Source organism: Pseudarthrobacter sp. NPDC055928, assembly GCF_042270935.1.
Classification (GTDB): domain Bacteria; phylum Actinomycetota; class Actinomycetes; order Actinomycetales; family Micrococcaceae; genus Arthrobacter.
Map to the genome: position 1 here is coordinate 137,377 of NZ_JBHJZH010000011.1, position 17,936 is coordinate 155,312.

Sequence of the window (17,936 nt, forward strand, 5' to 3'; positions counted from 1 at the left end):
GGCTCCATCCTTGCAGAGTTGCCGTGCGGCCGCGCCGAGCCTGGCGCCAGACCAGCCCCGGGGGCCTAGCCCGCTACGGCGGCACGGCTGGCGACGAAGGCACCCACGCACGCTTCGACGTCGTCCGCCGAATGTGAGGCTGAGAGCTGCACCCGGATCCGGGCCGCACCGCGCGGAACCACCGGGAAACTGAACGCAGTGACGAAGACGCCGTGCTGGAGCATCTGGTCAGCCACCTTGGCGGCCATCACGGCGTCCCCGAACATGACGGGGACAATCGCGTGTTCGCCATCCAGGAGTTCGAAGCCTTCCTCGGTCATCCGTGACCGGAAAAGCCGGGCGTTCTCGAACAGCCTGGTCCGCAGTTCGCCGGAATTCTCCACCAGGTCCAGGGCCTTGATGGTCGCTGCCACGATCACGGGGGCCAGGGAGTTGGAGAACAGGTAGGGGCGCGCCTTCTGGCGGAGCATGGCCACCACTTCGCTGCGGCCAGAAACGTAGCCTCCGGACGCGCCGCCCAGGGCCTTGCCGAACGTGCCGGTGTAGATATCAACGCGGTGGGACACACCGGCGTGTTCGGGGGTTCCGGCTCCGGTGGCACCCATAAAGCCGACAGCGTGGGAGTCGTCCACCATGACCAGGGCGTCGTGCTTCTCCGCGAGGTCGCAGATCGCCTCCAGCGGGGCGAGGTAGCCGTCCATGGAGAACACGCCGTCGGTCACGATGATCTTGCGCCGGGCATCTTTGGCTTCGAGGAGCTTGGCTTCGAGATCGGCCATGTCCTGGTTCGCGTACCGGAAGCGCGGGGCCTTGCAGAGCCGGATGCCGTCGATGATGGAGGCATGGTTGAGGGCGTCGGAAATGATGGCGTCCTCCGGCCCGAAGAGGGATTCGAAGACCCCACCGTTGGCGTCAAAGCAGCTGGAGAACAGGATGGTGTCCTCGGTCCCGAGGAATCTGGAGACCCTGGCTTCGAGTTCCAGATGCAGGTCCTGGGTGCCGCAGATGAAGCGGACACTGGCCATGCCAAAGCCACGGGTGTCCATGGCTTCCTTGGCTGCGGCGATGATTTCCGGGTGGTCTGCCAAGCCTAAGTAGTTGTTAGCGCAGAAATTCAGCACCGAGGTGCCGGGCTGGCCAATCTGCCCCGCGGTGACGTGGCTGGACTGCGGGGAGTTGATGCTCCGTTCGGTCTTGAAGAGCCCGGCGGTTCGGATGTCGTCCAGCTCTGCCTGGAGTTGGTCCTTGATGGCGGTGTACATGGTGCTCCTTAGAGTTCGGTCCAGTCGAGGACAACTTTGCCGCCGACGCCGGCGCGGGCAATGTCAAAGCCTTTTTCCCAATCCCTGGCGGGAAGCCTGTCTGTCACGACGGCCGAGATGCCGGCGTGCAGCACCGGGTTGGAGGACAGCATGGCACTCATGGCGTACCAGGTTTCATACATCTCCCGGCCGTAGATGCCCTTCAGGGTCAGCATGTGCGTGACCACCTTGCCCCAGTCGATGGTGATGTCCTGGCTGGGCAGGCCGAGCATGGCAATACGCCCGCCGTGGTTCATGTTGTCGATCATCTCAGGAAGCGCGGTGGGGTGGCCCGACATTTCCATGCCGATGTCAAAGCCTTCCCGCATGCCCAGTTCCCGCTGGGCATCGCGGACCCGGGTAGTGGAGACGTCGATGGCGAGGTCCACGCCGAGTTGCCGGGCCAGGTCCAGGCGGGGCTGGGACACATCGGTGATGGCGATCTTGCGCGCCCCTGCGTGGCGGGCCACCGCGATGGCCATGAGTCCGATGGGTCCGGCACCGGTGATCAGCACGTCCTCGCCCACCAGGGGGAAGCTGAGGGCCGTGTGCACGGCGTTGCCGAACGGATCGAAGATCGCGCCGAGCTCGGGGGTGATGGAGGGATCGTGGTGGACCCAGACGTTGGTCTCGGGGATCACGACGAACTCGGCGAAGGCTCCGTCCCGCTGAACACCCACGCTGACGGTGTGGATGCACATCTGCCGCCGGCCGGCGCGGCAGTTGCGGCAGATCCCACACACCACATGGCCTTCACCGGACACCCGGTCGCCCACCTTGACGTCGCGGACGTCCTTGCCGGTTTCCACTACTTCGCCATAGAACTCGTGTCCGGGAATGAGCGGCGCTTCGATGATGCCCTGGGCCCATGAGTCCCAGGACTGGATGTGCAGGTCTGTGCCGCAGATGCCGGTAGTCAGGACGCGGATCTTGACATCGTCAGGCCCCGCTTCGGGTTCCGGACGGTCAACCAGTTCGAACCCGGCGTGTGCGCCGGACTTGTAAAGGGCCTTCATTGGCTTCCTAACTCTTGGTTGTCGCCCTGGGCTGCGGGCGGAGATCTCCCTTCATTAGAGCTATTACAAAGCGTTAGCACAAGCAGTATTTTCTCAATCGACGATGAAGCTACGGCTTATGCGTAGACTGGCTGAATGGAAATTCACCAGCTGGAAATCCTCCGCGAGCTTGGAGCCCTTGGCAGCGTGAAAGCGGTGGCGGAGACGCTGATGGTCACACCCTCCGCCGTGTCCCAGCAGCTGTCCCTGCTGCAACGGAACGTCGAGGTGCCGCTGACGCGCAAAGAGGGCAGGAACCTGGTGCTCACGGAAGCCGGCCAGGTGCTCGCCGACGCCGGCGCCGCCGTCGTCAGTGCCATGGCGGATGCGCGCACCGCCATCGGCGCATACCACGGTTCGCCGGTGGCGCCAGTGACGCTCTGCGGGTTCCACAGCGTGGGCCAGGCTTTGTTCGCCCCGCTCGCGCGGATGCTGGACGCGCCGGGCCAGCCGAGGATCCAGCTCTCCGACGAGGACGTGGCGCAGCACGATTTCCCGGCGTTGACCGCCCGCTACGATTTGGTGCTCGCCCACCGCATGGACCACAGCCCGCGCTGGCCGCAGGAGCGGGTCGCGGTGATCCCGCTGGCTCATGAACCGCTGGATGTTGCCCTGCCGGCGGACCACCGCCTCGCCGGCCAGGCCACGGTGACCGCGGCCGACGTCGTGGGCGAAGCCTGGGTGACCAGCCACACCGGTTACTCTCCCGCGGACGTGCTGTCCGCCGTCGCGGCCGTGTCCAGCAAGGAACTGAATATCGTGCACCGGATCAATGATTACTCCACCGTGGCGGCCCTGGTGGCGGCGGGCGGCGTGGTGGGACTGTTGCCGCGGCATACGGCGCGGCCTGTGCTCAATCCCGGGATTGTGCTGCGGCCGCTCGAGGGCATCAGCACCCGGCGGCGGATCGACATCCTGGCCCGCCCGGAGAACCTGAAGCGGCGTGCGGTGACGATGGTGTGCGAGGCGCTACAGGCGATCATGACCGGGCTGGTGGACCCTCCCCCAACTAAGTAGCAGCAGATGTCGCTATGAGGGCTCAAAAGGACATCTGCTGCTACCTACTTTTCGAGCCCTTTCCCGTGGCCTTTGCGTGCTTCCTTGCCGAGGCCCTTGCCCATGCCTTTGCCCAGGCCAAGTCCCGGACCCGTTCCCGCGCCCTCGACGATCTTGTCCGCCGTGGCAGAGTCGCCGCTTTTCACACCGGAGACCCGGACCGACTCACCCGTAGCGATCTCCGCGATGGTTACCTCTGAGGGCTTAAGCCGCTTGCCGTCCTCCCCCGTGGCAGGAGATCCGTCCGCCGCTGGAGCGGGGAACTTGATGATCTTAGTCTCTGCGTTGACGGCGTAACTCTGCGTGAAGCCGTCCTCGCTCTTGACGGTGACTGAGGTCTCGCTGACGGCCTCCACTGTGCCCTGCTGGCTCAGGTGGGTTTCAAACGTCCCGTCGGCCTTCTTCACTACGCTCTCGCTATGCAAATGCTGGGGTCGCTCGGCCTTGTCCTGCTTCTTGTCCTGCTTACCCGGGGCCGACTCCGACGGAGAAGGCGACGGCGGGTCAGTGGCGGACCAGGCGATCGCCACCCCCGTACCGGTCAGGCCCAGCGCCACCACGCCGGCCAGCAATGCCTTGCGGATTCTCAACGGTTCTCGGACCGACATGGCCATACCTCCACAGCACGGGCAGGGCCCCTGTGCCCTGGAACTTCAGTGTAGGACCGGGAACCGCCGCTGAACACGAGTACTTTTACGCCCGCAGGATACGAGTACTACCTAGAAACAAAACTGGGTCGCAGCAAGTGTCGTTATGAGCGTTCTCAACGACATTTGCTGCGACCCAGTTGGGTTAAATCAGGCGAGTCAGCCCTCGACGCCAAGCTTCTGCAGGATCAGTTCCTTCACGCGGCCTGCATCTGCCTGCCCGCGGGTGGCCTTCATGACACCGCCCACGATCGCACCGATGGCCTGGAGCTTGCCTGCGCGGATCTTGTCCGCGACGTCGGGCTGCGCGGCGAGGGCGGCATCGATGGCTTCAAGCAGGGGGCCGTCGTCGGAAACGACGGCCAGGCCGCGCTTCTCGACGATTCCCGCCGGGCTGCCTTCACCAGCGAGCACGCCGTCAAGGACCTCGGTGGCCATCTTGTTGTTGATCTTGCCGTCTTCCACCAGTTTGTTCAGTTCAACAATGGTGGCGGGCTGGACGCCCAACTGGCCGGGATCGACGTCCGCGTTCTTGGCGCGGCCCACGATCTCGCCCATCCACCACTTGCGGGCCACGGAGGCCGAGGCGCCGGCCGCAATGGTTTCCTCGATTTCGTCCATGACACCGGCGTTGACGACGTCCCGGAATTCCAGGTCCGAGTAGCCCCAGTCGGCCTGCAGCCGCTTGCGCCGGGCCGCGGGCGGCTCGGGCAGGGTGGCACGCAGTTCCTCAACCCACTCACGCGAGGGAACAACCGGAACCAGGTCCGGCTCCGGGAAGTAGCGGTAGTCGTCGGCGTCGGACTTGGCCCGGCCCGACGTCGTCGTGCGCGTGTCCTCGTGCCAGTGGCGGGTCTCCTGGATAACCGGCTCGCCGGACTCCAGAACGGCAGCGTGCCGCCTGATTTCGTAGTGCACAGCGTGCTCGACGGCGCGCAGCGAGTTCACGTTCTTGGTTTCGGAGCGAATGCCGAAGCGTTCGCGGCCGTGCGGGCGGAGCGAGACGTTGGCGTCGCAGCGGACGTTGCCGCGTTCCATCTTCGCGTCGGACACACCAAGGTTCTTGACGATCTCACGGACCGCAGCCACGTATGCCTTGGCCAGCTCGGGGGCACGGGAACCGGCACCTTCGATGGGCTTGGTGACGATCTCGACGAGCGGCACGCCAGCGCGGTTGTAGTCCACCAGCGAGAAGTCGGCGCCCTGGATGCGGCCGGTGGCTCCACCCATGTGGGTCAGCTTTCCGGCGTCCTCCTCCATGTGGGCGCGCTCGATCTCCACGCGGAACACGGTGCCGTCCGAGAGCTCGATGTCCAGGTAACCGTCGTACGCGATGGGTTCGTCGTACTGGGATGTCTGGAAGTTCTTCGGAGTATCCGGGTAGAAGTAGTTCTTCCGGGCGAAGCGGCAGGACTCAGCGATCTTGCAGTTGAGCGCAAGGCCGATCTTGATAGAGGACTCGATCGCGGTCTTGTTCACCACCGGCAGCACGCCGGGCATGCCAAGGTCCACCTCGTTGACGTTGGTGTTCGGCTCGTCGCCGAAGACGTTGGGCGCCGAAGAGAACATCTTGGTCTTGGTGTTGAGCTCAACGTGGACCTCAAAGCCCAGGACGGGATCGTACTTCTCCATGGCCTCTTCGAAGCTCAGGGTAGCGTCAGTGCTCATTATTTTGCCTCCTTGGCGTCGACAAGGGTGGGGACCGGTCCGGCCAACGTGGACTCAGCCAGGTCCGGGGCCTGGGCGAGGAGCGGTCCGCCCCACTTCGCCTCCAGGAGGGATTCCAAAACCGCACCCACCCGGTAGAGGCGGGCATCCTGGCGGGCCGGTGCCAGCAGCTGGATGCCGACGGGCAGGCCGTCCTCGTCAGCCAGGCCGCCCGGAAGGGACAGTCCGGGGACGCCGGCCAGGTTGGCAGGGATGGTGGCGACGTCGTTGAGGTACATCGCCAGGGGGTCATCGAGCTTCTCCCCCAGCTTGAAGGCCGTGGTGGGGGCCGTGGGCGAGATCAGGACGTCGGCCACCGTGAACGCAGCTTCGAAGTCGCGCTGGACCAGCGTGCGCACCTTCTGGGCCGAGCCGTAGTAGGCGTCGTAATAGCCTGCGCTCAGGGCGTACGTGCCAAGGATGATGCGGCGCTTGACTTCGTCGCCGAAGCCGGCGGCGCGGGTGGCCCCCATGACGCGTTCGATGGTCATGGGCCCGTCTTCGGGGAGGACGCGCAGGCCATAACGGACGCCGTCGAACTTTGCCAGGTTGGAGGACGCCTCCGACGGCATGATCAGGTAGTAGGCGCCGAGGGCGTACTGGAAGTTGGGGCAGGAAACCTCAACGATTTCCGCGCCGGCCTGCTTGAGCAGTTCCAGAGAATCGTTGAAACGGTTCTCGACGCCGGCCTGGTAGCCCTCGCCGTGGAGTTCCTTGATGATGCCGATCCGCATGCCGTCCACGTTGCCCAGCCGGGCGGCAGCCACGAGGTCCTCCAGGGGGTCGGGCAGGGAGGTGGAGTCGAAGGGGTCGTGCCCACCGATGACCTGGTGCAGGAGCGCCGAGTCCAGCACTGTCCGCGAGACCGGGCCTATCTGGTCCAGCGAGGAGGCCATGGCGATGGCGCCGTAGCGGGACACGCTGCCGTACGTGGGCTTGACGCCCACGGTGCCGGTGACGGCACCGGGCTGGCGGATGGAGCCGCCGGTGTCGGTACCGAGGGCCAAGGGTGCTTCAAAGGCGGCGACGGCGGCTGCCGAACCGCCGCCGGACCCGCCCGGGATTCGGTCCAGGTCCCAGGGGTTCCTGGTGGGCCCGTACGCGGAGTGCTCCGTGGAGGAGCCCATGGCGAATTCGTCCAGGTTGGTCTTGCCCAGAATGGGCATTTTGGCCTCGCGCAGCCGCTTGACCACCGTGGCGTCATACGGGCTGTGCCAGCCCTCAAGGATCTTCGAACCGGCCGTGGTGGGCTGGCCGATAGTGACAATGAGGTCCTTGACCGCGATCGGCACGCCGGCGAGCTCGTGCAGCGCCTCGGCCGCGGCGCCGCCGGCGGCGCGGATGGCGTCAACTTCGGCGGCAACGGCAAGCGCCTCTTCCGTGTTGACGTGGAGGAAGGCGTTCACGCCCCGTTCGCCGCCGTCGACCTCTGCGATCCGGTCCAGGTGGGCCTGCACTACCTCGACGGAGGTGATTTCGCGGGCGGCGAGCTTCTCGGCCAGCTGCGCTGCGGAGAGGCGGATGAGCTGGTTGGTATTGGTTTCAGTCATTGGTGTCTTATGCCTCATCCAGGATGGCCGGGACCTTGAAACGGTTCTCATCGGAGTCCGGAGCTCCCGAAAGTGCCTGGTCCGCGGTGAAGGTGTGCCCCACAACGTCCTCGCGGAACACGTTGCTCAGCGGGATCGGGTGCGAGGTTGCCGGGACGTCGTCTCCGGCGGCTTCGCTCACGGATTTGACTGATTCAACGATGACGGCGAGTTCGCCGGCCATCCTGTCCAGCTCTTCAGCACTCATCTCGATGTGAGCGAGCCGCGCGAGGTGCGCGACGTCGTCACGGTTGATCGCAGCCATGGATCTCCCCTGCAAAGTTCGAATTGTTTTCCGAACCAGTCTAGTGGGGAAACGTCGGTGCCCGTCTGACGACCCCCAGCGGGCGTCAGACGGGCACGTCGGTGCCGTGGTCCCGGCCACGAGGGCCAGCCACAGGCAGGACAAGACTAACCGATTCCGATGGCTCCAGTCAGCATTCCCACACCAAGCATTACGAGGGAGATGACGGCCGTGCGCCAGAGGACCTTTTTGTGGTGATCGCCCAGGTCAACCTTGGCCAGGGAGACAAGCAGCAGGATGGCGGGAACAAGTGGGCTCTGCAGGTGGAACGGCTGGCCGGTGATGGAGGCACGGGCCATCTCGGCGGCGCTGATGCCGTAGTGGCCGGCCGTCTCGCTGAGTACCGGCAGGACACCGAAGTAGAAGGCGTCATTGCTCATGAAGAAGGTCATGGGGATGCTGAGCACACCGGTGATCACCGCCATGAAGGGGCCCATGCTCGAGGGGATGATCTGGACCAGCCAGGCGGACATTGCCTCCACCATGCCGGTTCCGGTAAGGACGCCGGTCAGGACTGCGGCGGCCATGACCATGCTCACCACGGCCACGATGGACGGTGCGTGGGCGATCAGCTGCGCGCCCTGCTCCTTGACGTTGGGGAAGTTCACCACCAGCGCGATGGCGGAACCGACCATAAAGACGAACGGCAACGGCACGAGGTCGGCCACCAGCATGACCATCACCGCGATGGTCAGGACCAGGTTGAACCAGATGAGCTTGGGACGCAGGGTGCTGCGGTTGGGGTCCAAAGCGGTGTCCGCCATCGCGGAGTCGTGGTCGTCCACGAGGGTCTCGGTGCGTTCCAGGACGGCAACGGAGGACCCCGCCGGGAAACCGCCGACGGCGGGAGTGCCACTTGCGGGGGTACCTGACCCCGAACGGCCGGTTCCCGACCCACCAGCGGTGGTGCCGCCGTCGAACGCTTCCGGTGAATCCGGCACTCCCCAGATTTCCGGCTCAGTGGCGCGGAGGCGGCTGCGTTCCTGCAGTCCCAGCAGCCAGGAGAAGGCGAATACCACCACGAGGCCGGCGATCAGCGACGGGATCATGGGGACAAAAACGTCATTGACGTCCAGGTGGAGAGCGGTGGCGGCGCGGGCCGTGGGGCCGCCCCACGGAAGGATGTTCATCGTGCCGTTGGCCAGGCCGGCCACGCAGGTGAGGACCACCGGGCTCATCTTCAGGCGCAGGTAGACGGGCAACATGGCCGCGGTGGTGAGGATGAAGGTGGTGGAGCCGTCACCATCCAGGGAAACTGCGGCCGCCAGGATTGCGGTGCCGAGCACCACCTTGGCGGGGTCGTTGCCCAGCTTGCGGAGGATGAACTTCACCAGCGGGTCGAACAGCCCGACGTCGATCATCAGGCCAAAGTAGATGATCGCGAACATCAACAGGGCTGCGGTGGACGTCATTGACTTCATCGAATCAAGGACCATGTCCCCGATGCCAAGCCCGGCGCCTGCAAAGAGGCCAAAAACGGTGGGGACGATGATCAGCGCCAGCACTGGCGTCAACTTCTTCGTCATGATCAGCACCATGAATACCGCGATCATGGCGAATCCAAGTAATACCAGCACGGCCGGCTCCTTCTTGTGAACAGCGACACAACGGTGTGACGCGTGCTACAGACGTTATAGTGGCGGCCATCACCGCCGTGCCTTTGCCTCAATTGATTGGCATACTGCTTATTGCGAGCATTTTGCGCATTGTGCTCACGGCATCCCATCAGCCGACCACACCAGGAAATCAAGGAGGATCATGCAGCGTTCCGCGCCCCGTCCGCCCTTGCGGTTCTCCACCCAGACGCTGCTCCTGCAGCTTGGCGTGGTTCTTTTGGTGGTTCTGCTCAGCGCCGCCGTCCACTCCTGGCTGACGTACGACAGGGTGGGCGCCGAGGCTGAAAACCAGGCGCTGACGCTGGCGCGCACTGTCGCGTCGGACCCGTCCGTCCGTGCCGATGTGCTTGCCATCAGTGAGCAGGCCGGCACTCCCCCGGCCAGCGAACTTTCGGCCGGGCCCCTGATGGCCGCCGCCGAAGCCGCCCGCGCCCGCACCGGAGCCCTTTTTGTGGTCATCACCGACGAAACCGGCCTGCGGCTCGCCCACCCGGACCCTGCCCGGCTCGGCGAAAAAGTCAGCACCGATCCCACCGAAGCACTGGCCGGCCAGGAGGTGACCACCCGCAACACCGGCACGCTCGGCCCGTCGGCCGGGGCCAAGGTCCCGGTGTACGCACCGGGAACAGAGACTGTGGTGGGCGAGGTCAGTGTTGGCTACTCCATGGAAACGGTGGGCCAGAGCGTGCAACGCGACATCGGGCCTGTTGCGCTGACCGCTGCCGGCGCCCTGCTGGCAGGCGGACTGGCGTCCTTCCTGCTGCGGCGCAGGCTGCAGCGCCTGACCCTGGGCCTGGAGCCTGAGGAGATCAGCACACTGGTCCATGACCAGGTGGCAGTGCTGCAAGGCGTGGACGACGGCGTGATCGGCGTTTCCGCCGACGGTAGGATCAGCGTCTTCAATGCGGCAGCACAGCGGCTCCTGGGCCAGCGCGACCTCGCTGGGGGCCTGTGGGCGGATGCTCCGGTCCCCGGCCAGCTGAAGTCGTTGACGCTGCCGGACGCCGAAGAGGCGGATGCCATCGAGCTGGTGGCGGGCGGGCGCGTGCTGGTGGCCAGTGCGCGGAAGGCCCTGCACCGGCGCGAGGACCTGGGCTGGGTGGTGATGCTGCGGGACCGCACCGAGCTGCAGCAGCTCACCCGGCAGCTGGACGCCGTGGGCACCATGTCCACCGCTCTCCGGGCCCAGCGCCACGAGTTTGCCAACCAGTTGCACACCATCGCCGGGTTCATGAGCATCGGCCAGCACCACCAGGCCCGGGAGTACCTGGCCCGGCTCGCCGCAACTGGCCCGCTGAAGTTCCCCGTCGACCAGGCCGAGCTGCTCCAGGACCCCTACCTTCAGGCTTTTGTGGGCGCCAAGGGCGTGGAAGCCGACGAACGCGGGGTCACACTCCGCATCGGGCCGGAGACGCTGGTCCGGAGCCAGGTCACCGAGCCGCAGGACGTGACCACCGTGCTCGGAAACCTGATCGACAACGCGGTGAACGCCGCCGTCGCCGGTACTTCTCCGGACCGCTGGGTGGAACTGGAAGTTTTGGATGAACCGGACGACGCCGGCGGCACCCTGCACATCGTCGTCGCCGACTCCGGTGACGGGTTGGGGGCTGGGACGGAACCCGAAGCGGTGTTTGCGGAGGGGTTTACGACGGCGGGCTCCGGAACGCCTGCGTCCGGACCGGCTGTCTCCGCCCGGGCCGGGGGCCAGGGACTGGGACTCGCCCTGGCCCGTCAGCTGGCCCGGCGCCGCGGCGGGGACGTGAAGGTCCTGGAGCCGGGCTCCGAAGGCGGACCTGGCGCCGTCTTTATGGCCTCCCTTCCGCACACTACGGCGGGAATAAAGCCTTCCGCCGGAGAGGATAACGATGCCTGAGGATTTCAGGGTGCTCATAGTGGACGACGATTTCCACGTGGCCAAGCTGCACGCCGCGTACGTGGATTCGGTGCCGGGCTTCCTGGCGTTGTCCCCTGTAGGCTCGGCGTCCCTTGCGCTGCAGGCCATCCACAGCCTGCGCCCGGACCTGGTCCTGTTGGATGTCTACCTGCCGGACGGGTCAGGGCTGGACCTGCTCCAGCAACTGGACGTGGACACCATGATCCTGAGTGCGGCCTCGGATGCTGCCTCGGTCAGCAGGGCCTTCCGCCGGGGAGCCCTGGGCTACCTACTCAAGCCCTTTACGGCCGAATCCCTGTCCCAGCAGCTGCGGTCCTACGCCCGGTACCGGCGCATCCTGGGCCAGGCGGGCGCACTGGACCAGGACGCGGTGGAACGCGCGAAGCGGTCCCTCATTCCCGGCGAAGCGGCACCATCAACCAAGCCCAGGTCCGCCACGGAAGCCGCCGTCCTGGAGTCACTGGTTCCAGGGGAGCAGTACTCAGCCGCCGAAGTAGCCACCCGGGTAGGCGTCTCCCGGGCCACGGCGCAACGGTACCTGTCCTCGCTGGCCGACGACGGCGCCGTCGACATCCAGCTGCGCTACGGAACCACGGGCCGCCCCGAACACCGCTACGGCCTCCCGGCCCGCTAAGCCCTGGACGGCTTCTTAGCTGGCGCTCTTCTGGGCTACGAGCTCGATCTCCACGAGCATTTTCGGGTCCAGGAACGGCAGAACGTGTACCAGGGAGAGCGTGGGGCGGATCTCGCCGAAGACTTCGCCGTGGGCACGGCCGGCCTCTTCCCACTTGCTGATGTCCGTGAGGTAGAGCTTGGACTGCACAACATCGCCGAAGCCGAAGCCGGCGTCGGCCAGGACAGCGCCGAGCTTCTGAAGGATGTACTGGGTCTGGGTGTAGAAGTCTTCGCCCACAATGCCGTCTTCGCCGCTGGCAGCCGTCGCCGAGATGTACAGCGTGTTATCCACCTGGACGGCTCGGGAGTATCCGAGGGTCTGTTCCCAGACGGAGCCGGTGCCGAATGTTTTGCGCATGGTGGGCCTTTCAGTCCTGAAATGAGTCGGCACCACTCTAGGGCGGCTAGACGTCCAGCCGGTAAACCAGCAGCTTTATGTCAGTGCCGGGAACGAACCAGTCGCGCTTTGGCACTCGCTGGAACCCGGTCTTGCGGTATAGCCCGTGGGCGCTTTCCCATGTTTTTCCCGTCGTGAGCGCCACCGCGTTGATGCCCTCCAGGGACCGGGCATGGTCAATAATGGCCTCCACCATGGCCTTGCCGGCTCCGCTGCGCTGCGCTGCGGGGTCCACCACCAGCATGCGGAACTCCAGCTCATCGGCAAGGGCAATGTCCGCATACGGCTCACCCGCCACCGCCAGCGTCACGGAGCCCACCACCTGGCCGTCACGCTCGGCTACCCAGATGGTGGCCTTCGCCGCACGCTCGGCGACTTCCTGGACCTGCCGCATATATGGGTGGTCCGCGTCCTCGAAGTAGCCCGCGGCGAGGTAGGAATCCCGGGTGATCCGGGCGATGACGTCAAAGTCGGACTCGACGGCGGGACGGACGGTTATCTGCGGCTGCACCTGACAATGCTAGTAGCGTCCGCCGGGCGGCGGCCTTGAAAGGGCACTTTCCGTGACTGAACTATCACTGCCCGCCGATGTGGCACTCCAGCCGTGGCGGGGATGCCCTCAGAGGGGGAACTTCCCCGAGAGCTCCAGGCTCGCGGCGCACGTCCAGGCTGCCAGCCTGTCGCCGTCCTTGGGCCCGCCCCGGAGCGGGCTGGTGAGGCGCGGCCGCCGTACCCAGCAGCCTGCCTCCTCGGCGATCAGCGCTCCGGCGGAGAAATCGTGTTCGTTGAGGCCGCGTTCGCCAAAGGCGTCGATGGTTCCGTCAGCAACCATGCAGAGGTCCAGGGCGGCGGAGCCCAGGCGGCGGACGTCCGCGAAACCGTCCATGAGTCCGCCCAGGGCAACGGCCTGTTGCGCGCGGACGGTGGGATCGTAACTGAATCCGGTGGCCAGGATCTGCCCCTTCCGTCCGGCTACCGGGCCTTCCAGCCGGGTCACCCTGCCGCGCGCTTCAAGCCATGCGCCCTGCCCACGGGAGGCGTAGTACACGCGTTCCAATGCAGGTGCGTGGACGACGCCGGCCAGCCAGACGCCGTCGGGATCCGCCACCGCCACGGACGTGGCGTAGTAGACGATATTCCTGATGAAGTTGGTGGTTCCGTCCAGCGGGTCGATGGACCAGCGGTATCCGCTGGGAGCCTCCGGCTTTGTGGTGCCATGCTCCTCGCCCGTGATGGTGTCCTGCGGCCGCGCCGCGGTAATGGCGCGGCGTACCGCGTCCTCGGCCGCGACGTCGTAGGCCGTGACCCAGTCCCCGGCGTCGCCCTTGTTGCTGACGCCCAGCGCATCACCGTTCCGCGACGCCAGTACAGCGGCGCCGGCAGCAGCCGCCAGCCGGGCCACCGCCAGCAACTCAACGGTGAGGTCCAGGCGACTCACTCCGCTGCCTGTTCGGACTCGCCGGCTTCTGCCTCAGTTGAAGGAGCAGGACCGTTTTCCAGGAGTTCCCGGAAGCCGTCCTCGTCGAGCACCGGAATGCCGAGCTGCTCCGCCTTGTCCAACTTGGTGCCCGCATTTTCCCCGGCCACTACATAGCTGGTGTTTTTGGAGACGGAGCCGGCAGCCTTGCCGCCCCGGGTGAGGATGGCTTCCTTGGCTTCGTCCCGGCTGAAGTTGGGCAGCGAACCGGTGACGACGATTGTGAGGCCTTCGAGGGTGCGGGGCGTGGATTCGTCCCGTTCGTCCTCCATCCGGACCCCGGCAGCAGCCCAGCGGTCGATGATTTCGAGGTGCCAGTCCTCGGCAAACCATTCCTTCAACGCAGCGGCGATGGTGGGACCCACGCCGTCAACGTGAGCGAGTTCTTCCTCGGAGGCCTGCCGGATGGCGTCCATGCTGCCGAAGGCCTGCGCGAGGGCCCGGGACGCCCGCGGTCCCACGTGCCGGATGGAGAGCGCCACGAGCAGCCGCCACAGGGGCTGGGTCTTGGCTTTTTCCAGCTCCCGGAACAGCTTTTCGGTGGTGGCCGTGGGCTTGGAAGGAGTTTTTGCCGTCCCTTTGCTCCAGAAATACGGCACCAGCTCAAACTCGCCGGTGGCCACGCCCTTGGAGCGTTTTTCCCGCCTGATGCGTACGTCCGCCAGGGATTCCGGGGTGAGGTCAAAAAGGGCCGCTTCGGTGGTCAGCGGCGGTACCTCGGGTTCGGCGGGCTGCGTGAGCGCTATGGCCGCTTCCCAGCCGAGGGCCTCGATGTCGAACCCTCCGCGGCCTGCCAGATGGAAGACCCGCTCACGCAACTGGGCCGGACAGGACCGTGCGTTGGGGCAGCGGATATCCACGTCCCCTTCCTTGCCGGGCGCCAGCGGCGTTCCGCAGGAGGGGCATTCGGTGGGCATCACGAAGTCGCGCACCGGCGGATCCTGCTGCTCGCGCAGGGCGAGGACTGGGCCCACGATTTCGGGGATGACGTCGCCGGCTTTCCGCAGGACCACGATGTCGCCGATTTTTACGCCCTTGGCTTTCACAACATCCTGGTTGTGCAGGGTTGCCATCCCCACCGTGGAGCCTGCCACCTTGACGGGCTCCATAATGCCGAACGGGGTCACCCGCCCGGTGCGCCCAACGTTAACGGCAATGTCCAGGAGCTTGGTGTGGACTTCCTCCGGCGGATACTTGTACGCCACCGCCCAGCGCGGAACCCGGGTGGTGTATCCCAACGCCCTTTGGGTGGCGAAGTTATCCACCTTGACCACGATGCCGTCGATTTCGTGGAGGAGCTTGTGCCGCTGATCGCCGTATTTCCTGATGAAGCCCAGGACCTCGTCCAGGTTGTTCAAGACCTCGAAGTATGGGCTGACCGGAAGGCCCCACTTTTCCAGGAGGGCATAGGTGTCAGACTGGCTCTGTGCTTCCAGGCCCTCCCGGGCGCCGATGCCGTGGACGAACATCCGCAGCGGCCGCTTGGCGGTTTCGGCAGGGTCCTTTTGCCGGAGTGAACCGGCCGCGGCGTTCCGTGGATTAGCCAGCGGGGCCTTTCCGGCCTCGATCAGGGCTTCGTTGAATTCCGCGAAAGCCTTGGACGGTATGAAAACCTCGCCGCGGATCTCCATCTCGGCCGGGAAGTCGGTTCCCCTGAGTTCCTGCGGGATTTCCTTGATGGTGAGGACGTTGTGGGTGATGTCCTCGCCCGTAAAGCCGTCTCCGCGGGTTGCCGCGCGGACCAGTTTTCCATCGCGGTACAGCAGGTTGACGGCGAGGCCGTCGATTTTCAGTTCCGTCAGCCAGACGGGGCCGGCCGTGCCGTTCCCGATTTTTGCGACGGAGGCTTCTGCCTTGGCAAGCCAGGCCTCCAGCTCCTCGAGGGAAAAGACGTCCTCGAGGCTGTACATGCGCTGCAGGTGCTCGACGGCGGCAAACGCCGCGGAGACCTCGCCGCCCACTTCCTGCGTCGGGGAGTCATTGGACACCAGCTCGGGGTGCAGGGCCTCGATCTCCTCCAGCCTGCGGAAGAGGTCATCAAATTCGGCATCCGAAACCAGGGGCTCGTCCTCCTGGTAGTAGGCGAACCTGTACTTCCTGACGAGATCGGCCAGGTTCTCGTACTCCTCACGCACGGACTCGGAAGGGATCACCTCCGGAGCCGTGATTCCTGGCTCAGTCCTGGTGGTGGTCTGTTCTGCGGGGCCTGGTGCTGTGCTCACAGACCTATCTTGCCTCATGGCACTGACATCCCGCCGGAATGCCCGCGGGCCCCGGACACTGTGCTGTGTCCGGGGCCCGCGGTTCGCGTGCTGCGTGGTGGCGCGGCAGTGGCTAGCGTGAAGCCTGGTCCTGCTCGTTGGCGTTCTTCGTGGCCTTCTGGCCGGCGTCCTTCAGTGCCTGGATGACCTGGTTCAGGGCCGAGGTGTGGTTCCCTGACCATTCACTGCGGAAGTTCTGCGCGTCCGGGCCTTCCCAGGTGGTGCTGTCCAGCACGCGGGTCAGGTTGGTCCGCTGCTGCTCGATCTCCGAAGCACCGGCCTGCAGCTTCGTGCCAAGAGTCCTGAGCTGCTCTACATCTGCGCCCCAAATAGCCATCAGTTTCTCCTCGTTTAGTCTTGGATCCGATCAAGGTCGGCATCCCCAGCGGCCCCCGGCTGATCCGGAAGATCCATTACCTAGAACCTATCCCGGCCCCAAAACAGTGTCGATGGGGACCGCTGCCCATGCACCACCGCCCATGCACCACCGCCCATCGCGGAAGACCGCAACCAGGATGGGGCAGGGGGTCAGCCACACGGGCTAGTGGGCCGAGGTGCGGTTTCTGCTCCACCAGGCGAAGGAAACCCCGCCCAGTGCCACAAGCAGTACGCCTGCCATGATCGGCAAAAGCCCCGAGCCGAAGTCGGGGCCACCGCTATCCGATACCGCAGCAGCGTGGGTGGGCCTTGCCGACTTCGTGATGGGCTTGTTCCAGTTGGATTCGGTCGACGGGGTTGCCGTCGACGGCGTGGGGCTGGGGGACGCAGCGGTTGGCTCTTCTGTGGCTGTCTCTTCGGCCGTTGCGCTGGGCTCGGGCGCGAGGGTGGGCTCCGGTTCGGGCGCCGGCCCTGCGGGCACCTGTTTGGCGGGTGGGGCTGGGGCGGGATCCACCGGCTGAGTCGGGACCGGGGGCTCCTGTGTGGGCTTGGGATCCGGCTTGCCTTGGTCTTCCCCAGGCCCGGTTGTAGGTTGCTCACACGACTCGCAGACGGTCGGTGAGGGTTCCGCCGTCGGAGAATCCGCGTGCGCAGCCCCCACCGCACCGAGGCCGACCGCCAGCGCCATGCCAACGGCAGCAATGGTCGCGGGGACAGCGCGCGGCACTGGGGAGGATCGGATCATGGTTACCTTTTCGACATCGCGCGGCTCCCCCTCCGCGGCAATTAGTGTTCCCGGTAGTCTGCTACAACACGCCGCGGGGCCGCAAATCCCCCCGGATTCACGGCACCCAACGTATAAGGAGCCTCAGTCCCCCATTGCTCAATGGGCGGAGGCCCGGTTCCGACCCCACCAGGCGAAGGCCAGGCCGCCCAGGCCCACCAGCAGCACCCCGACCAAGATGGTCAGCAGCCCCGGGTCCCCGAAGCCGGGGCCGTCGCCGTTGGAGACGGCTGCAGCCTGGGTTGGTTTGGTGGACTTGGTGATCGGTTTGTTCCAGTTCGATTCTGTGGATGGAAGGGCAGTGGACGGCGTGGCACTCTGGGCACTGGTGGCCGCCTCACTGGACGCTTGCCCGGCCAGCTCACTCATCTCCGGGGCCATGGTGGGAACCGGCGCAGGGGCGGGTTCCGCGGGCGGCGGCGCGGGAGGTGCGGGGGCCGGCGGAGCAGTGGGTTCTTCCGAGGTGGGTTTGGGGCGGGGAGTGCGCGGATCCTTCGGGTCGGGTTCAGACAGACCCGGAAGGCAGATCAGTCCGCACGTGGGTGTTGGTTCGGACGTTTCAGCGTTCGCAGGCGCCACCACCCAGAGGCCGATCGAAAGTGCCAAAACCGAAGCGGCCGCCGTCGCCGATACAACTCTGAGCGCGGACGGTTTTTGTTTCATTGATACCTTTTCGACAGCGCGCGGCCCCCTCCGCGCATCACTGGTTTCCCGGCAGTCTGCTACAACTGCTCCCTGGAGTCTCCTACAACACGCGGTTAAGCACTAAATCCCCCGTGCTTAACGTCCCGCTCT

Annotated in this window: 17 protein-coding genes; 3 read left to right on the forward strand and 14 right to left on the reverse strand. The window is 65.8% G+C overall.

Annotated features, from left to right (window positions below; translation table 11 throughout):
- Nucleotides 1-65: 65 nt before the first annotated feature.
- Nucleotides 66-1,262 carry a glycine C-acetyltransferase gene (locus ACFC25_RS14790; RefSeq protein WP_376046361.1) on the reverse strand — a complete coding sequence of 399 codons (1,197 nt, stop codon included), beginning with the start codon at nt 1,260-1,262 and terminating at the stop codon, nt 66-68.
- A gap of 8 nt (nt 1,263-1,270) precedes the next feature.
- The gene (tdh, locus tag ACFC25_RS14795; RefSeq protein ID WP_337352611.1) at nt 1,271-2,317 is read right to left on the reverse strand and encodes an L-threonine 3-dehydrogenase; all 1,047 of its coding nucleotides are present in this window, start codon (nt 2,315-2,317) and stop codon (nt 1,271-1,273) included.
- Between the two features lie 135 nt (nt 2,318-2,452).
- On the opposite strand from tdh, the gene ACFC25_RS14800 reads away from it, so the two are divergent.
- Entirely contained in the window at nt 2,453-3,373 is a 921-nt protein-coding gene (locus ACFC25_RS14800) for a LysR family transcriptional regulator (protein WP_337347518.1), read from the forward strand.
- 44 nt (nt 3,374-3,417) lie between these two features.
- Here ACFC25_RS14800 and ACFC25_RS14805 read toward each other — a convergent pair whose 3' ends face one another.
- The 5 genes from ACFC25_RS14805 to ACFC25_RS14825 form a co-directional block, all read right to left on the reverse strand.
- A complete protein-coding gene (locus ACFC25_RS14805; RefSeq protein ID WP_376046364.1) occupies nt 3,418-4,020 on the reverse strand; it encodes a hypothetical protein in 603 nt (200 codons plus the stop codon).
- Between the two features lie 198 nt (nt 4,021-4,218).
- Nucleotides 4,219-5,727, reverse strand: coding sequence for an Asp-tRNA(Asn)/Glu-tRNA(Gln) amidotransferase subunit GatB (gatB, locus tag ACFC25_RS14810; RefSeq protein ID WP_376046367.1), 1,509 nt, complete (start codon nt 5,725-5,727; stop codon nt 4,219-4,221).
- Complete coding sequence (gene gatA, locus ACFC25_RS14815) at nt 5,727-7,316, reverse strand: Asp-tRNA(Asn)/Glu-tRNA(Gln) amidotransferase subunit GatA (RefSeq protein WP_376046370.1); 1,590 nt, start codon at nt 7,314-7,316, stop codon at nt 5,727-5,729. The genes gatB and gatA overlap by 1 nt, the downstream gene beginning before the upstream one ends.
- 7 nt (nt 7,317-7,323) lie before the next feature.
- Nucleotides 7,324-7,620, reverse strand: a complete 297-nt coding sequence (gene gatC / locus ACFC25_RS14820) for an Asp-tRNA(Asn)/Glu-tRNA(Gln) amidotransferase subunit GatC (RefSeq protein WP_066286151.1) — start codon at nt 7,618-7,620, stop codon at nt 7,324-7,326.
- A gap of 146 nt (nt 7,621-7,766) precedes the next feature.
- Nucleotides 7,767-9,236: a CitMHS family transporter gene (locus ACFC25_RS14825; RefSeq protein WP_376046374.1), complete on the reverse strand. Its 1,470-nt coding sequence runs from the start codon at nt 9,234-9,236 to the stop codon at nt 7,767-7,769.
- 181 nt (nt 9,237-9,417) lie between these two features.
- Here ACFC25_RS14825 and ACFC25_RS14830 point away from each other — a divergent pair, with 181 nt between their 5' ends.
- Together ACFC25_RS14830 and ACFC25_RS14835 are read left to right on the forward strand one after the other, a co-directional pair.
- Complete coding sequence (locus ACFC25_RS14830) at nt 9,418-11,148, forward strand: ATP-binding protein (RefSeq protein WP_376046377.1); 1,731 nt, start codon at nt 9,418-9,420, stop codon at nt 11,146-11,148.
- Nucleotides 11,141-11,803, forward strand: a complete 663-nt coding sequence (locus ACFC25_RS14835) for a response regulator (RefSeq protein ID WP_376046380.1) — start codon at nt 11,141-11,143, stop codon at nt 11,801-11,803. The genes ACFC25_RS14830 and ACFC25_RS14835 overlap by 8 nt, the downstream gene beginning before the upstream one ends.
- Before the next feature lie 15 nt (nt 11,804-11,818).
- Here ACFC25_RS14835 and ACFC25_RS14840 read toward each other — a convergent pair whose 3' ends face one another.
- The 7 genes from ACFC25_RS14840 to ACFC25_RS14870 form a co-directional block, all read right to left on the reverse strand.
- Nucleotides 11,819-12,202 (reverse strand): RidA family protein, encoded by a 384-nt coding sequence (locus ACFC25_RS14840; RefSeq protein ID WP_337352618.1) that lies wholly within the window; start codon nt 12,200-12,202, stop codon nt 11,819-11,821.
- Between the two features lie 46 nt (nt 12,203-12,248).
- Nucleotides 12,249-12,752, reverse strand: a complete 504-nt coding sequence (locus ACFC25_RS14845; RefSeq protein ID WP_337347511.1) for a GNAT family N-acetyltransferase — start codon at nt 12,750-12,752, stop codon at nt 12,249-12,251.
- 108 nt (nt 12,753-12,860) lie between these two features.
- Nucleotides 12,861-13,670 (reverse strand): inositol monophosphatase family protein, encoded by an 810-nt coding sequence (locus ACFC25_RS14850; protein WP_376046432.1) that lies wholly within the window; start codon nt 13,668-13,670, stop codon nt 12,861-12,863.
- A 5-nt stretch (nt 13,671-13,675) separates the two neighbouring features.
- Nucleotides 13,676-15,958, reverse strand: a complete 2,283-nt coding sequence (ligA, locus tag ACFC25_RS14855) for an NAD-dependent DNA ligase LigA (protein WP_376046385.1) — start codon at nt 15,956-15,958, stop codon at nt 13,676-13,678.
- Between the two features lie 94 nt (nt 15,959-16,052).
- Nucleotides 16,053-16,316: a WXG100 family type VII secretion target gene (locus ACFC25_RS14860; RefSeq protein ID WP_066286164.1), complete on the reverse strand. Its 264-nt coding sequence runs from the start codon at nt 16,314-16,316 to the stop codon at nt 16,053-16,055.
- Nucleotides 16,317-16,520: 204 nt separating this feature from the next.
- Complete coding sequence (locus ACFC25_RS14865; RefSeq protein WP_376046388.1) at nt 16,521-16,871, reverse strand: hypothetical protein; 351 nt, start codon at nt 16,869-16,871, stop codon at nt 16,521-16,523.
- A 369-nt stretch (nt 16,872-17,240) separates the two neighbouring features.
- Nucleotides 17,241-17,804 (reverse strand): hypothetical protein, encoded by a 564-nt coding sequence (locus ACFC25_RS14870; RefSeq protein ID WP_376046391.1) that lies wholly within the window; start codon nt 17,802-17,804, stop codon nt 17,241-17,243.
- Nucleotides 17,805-17,936: the final 132 nt, after the last annotated feature.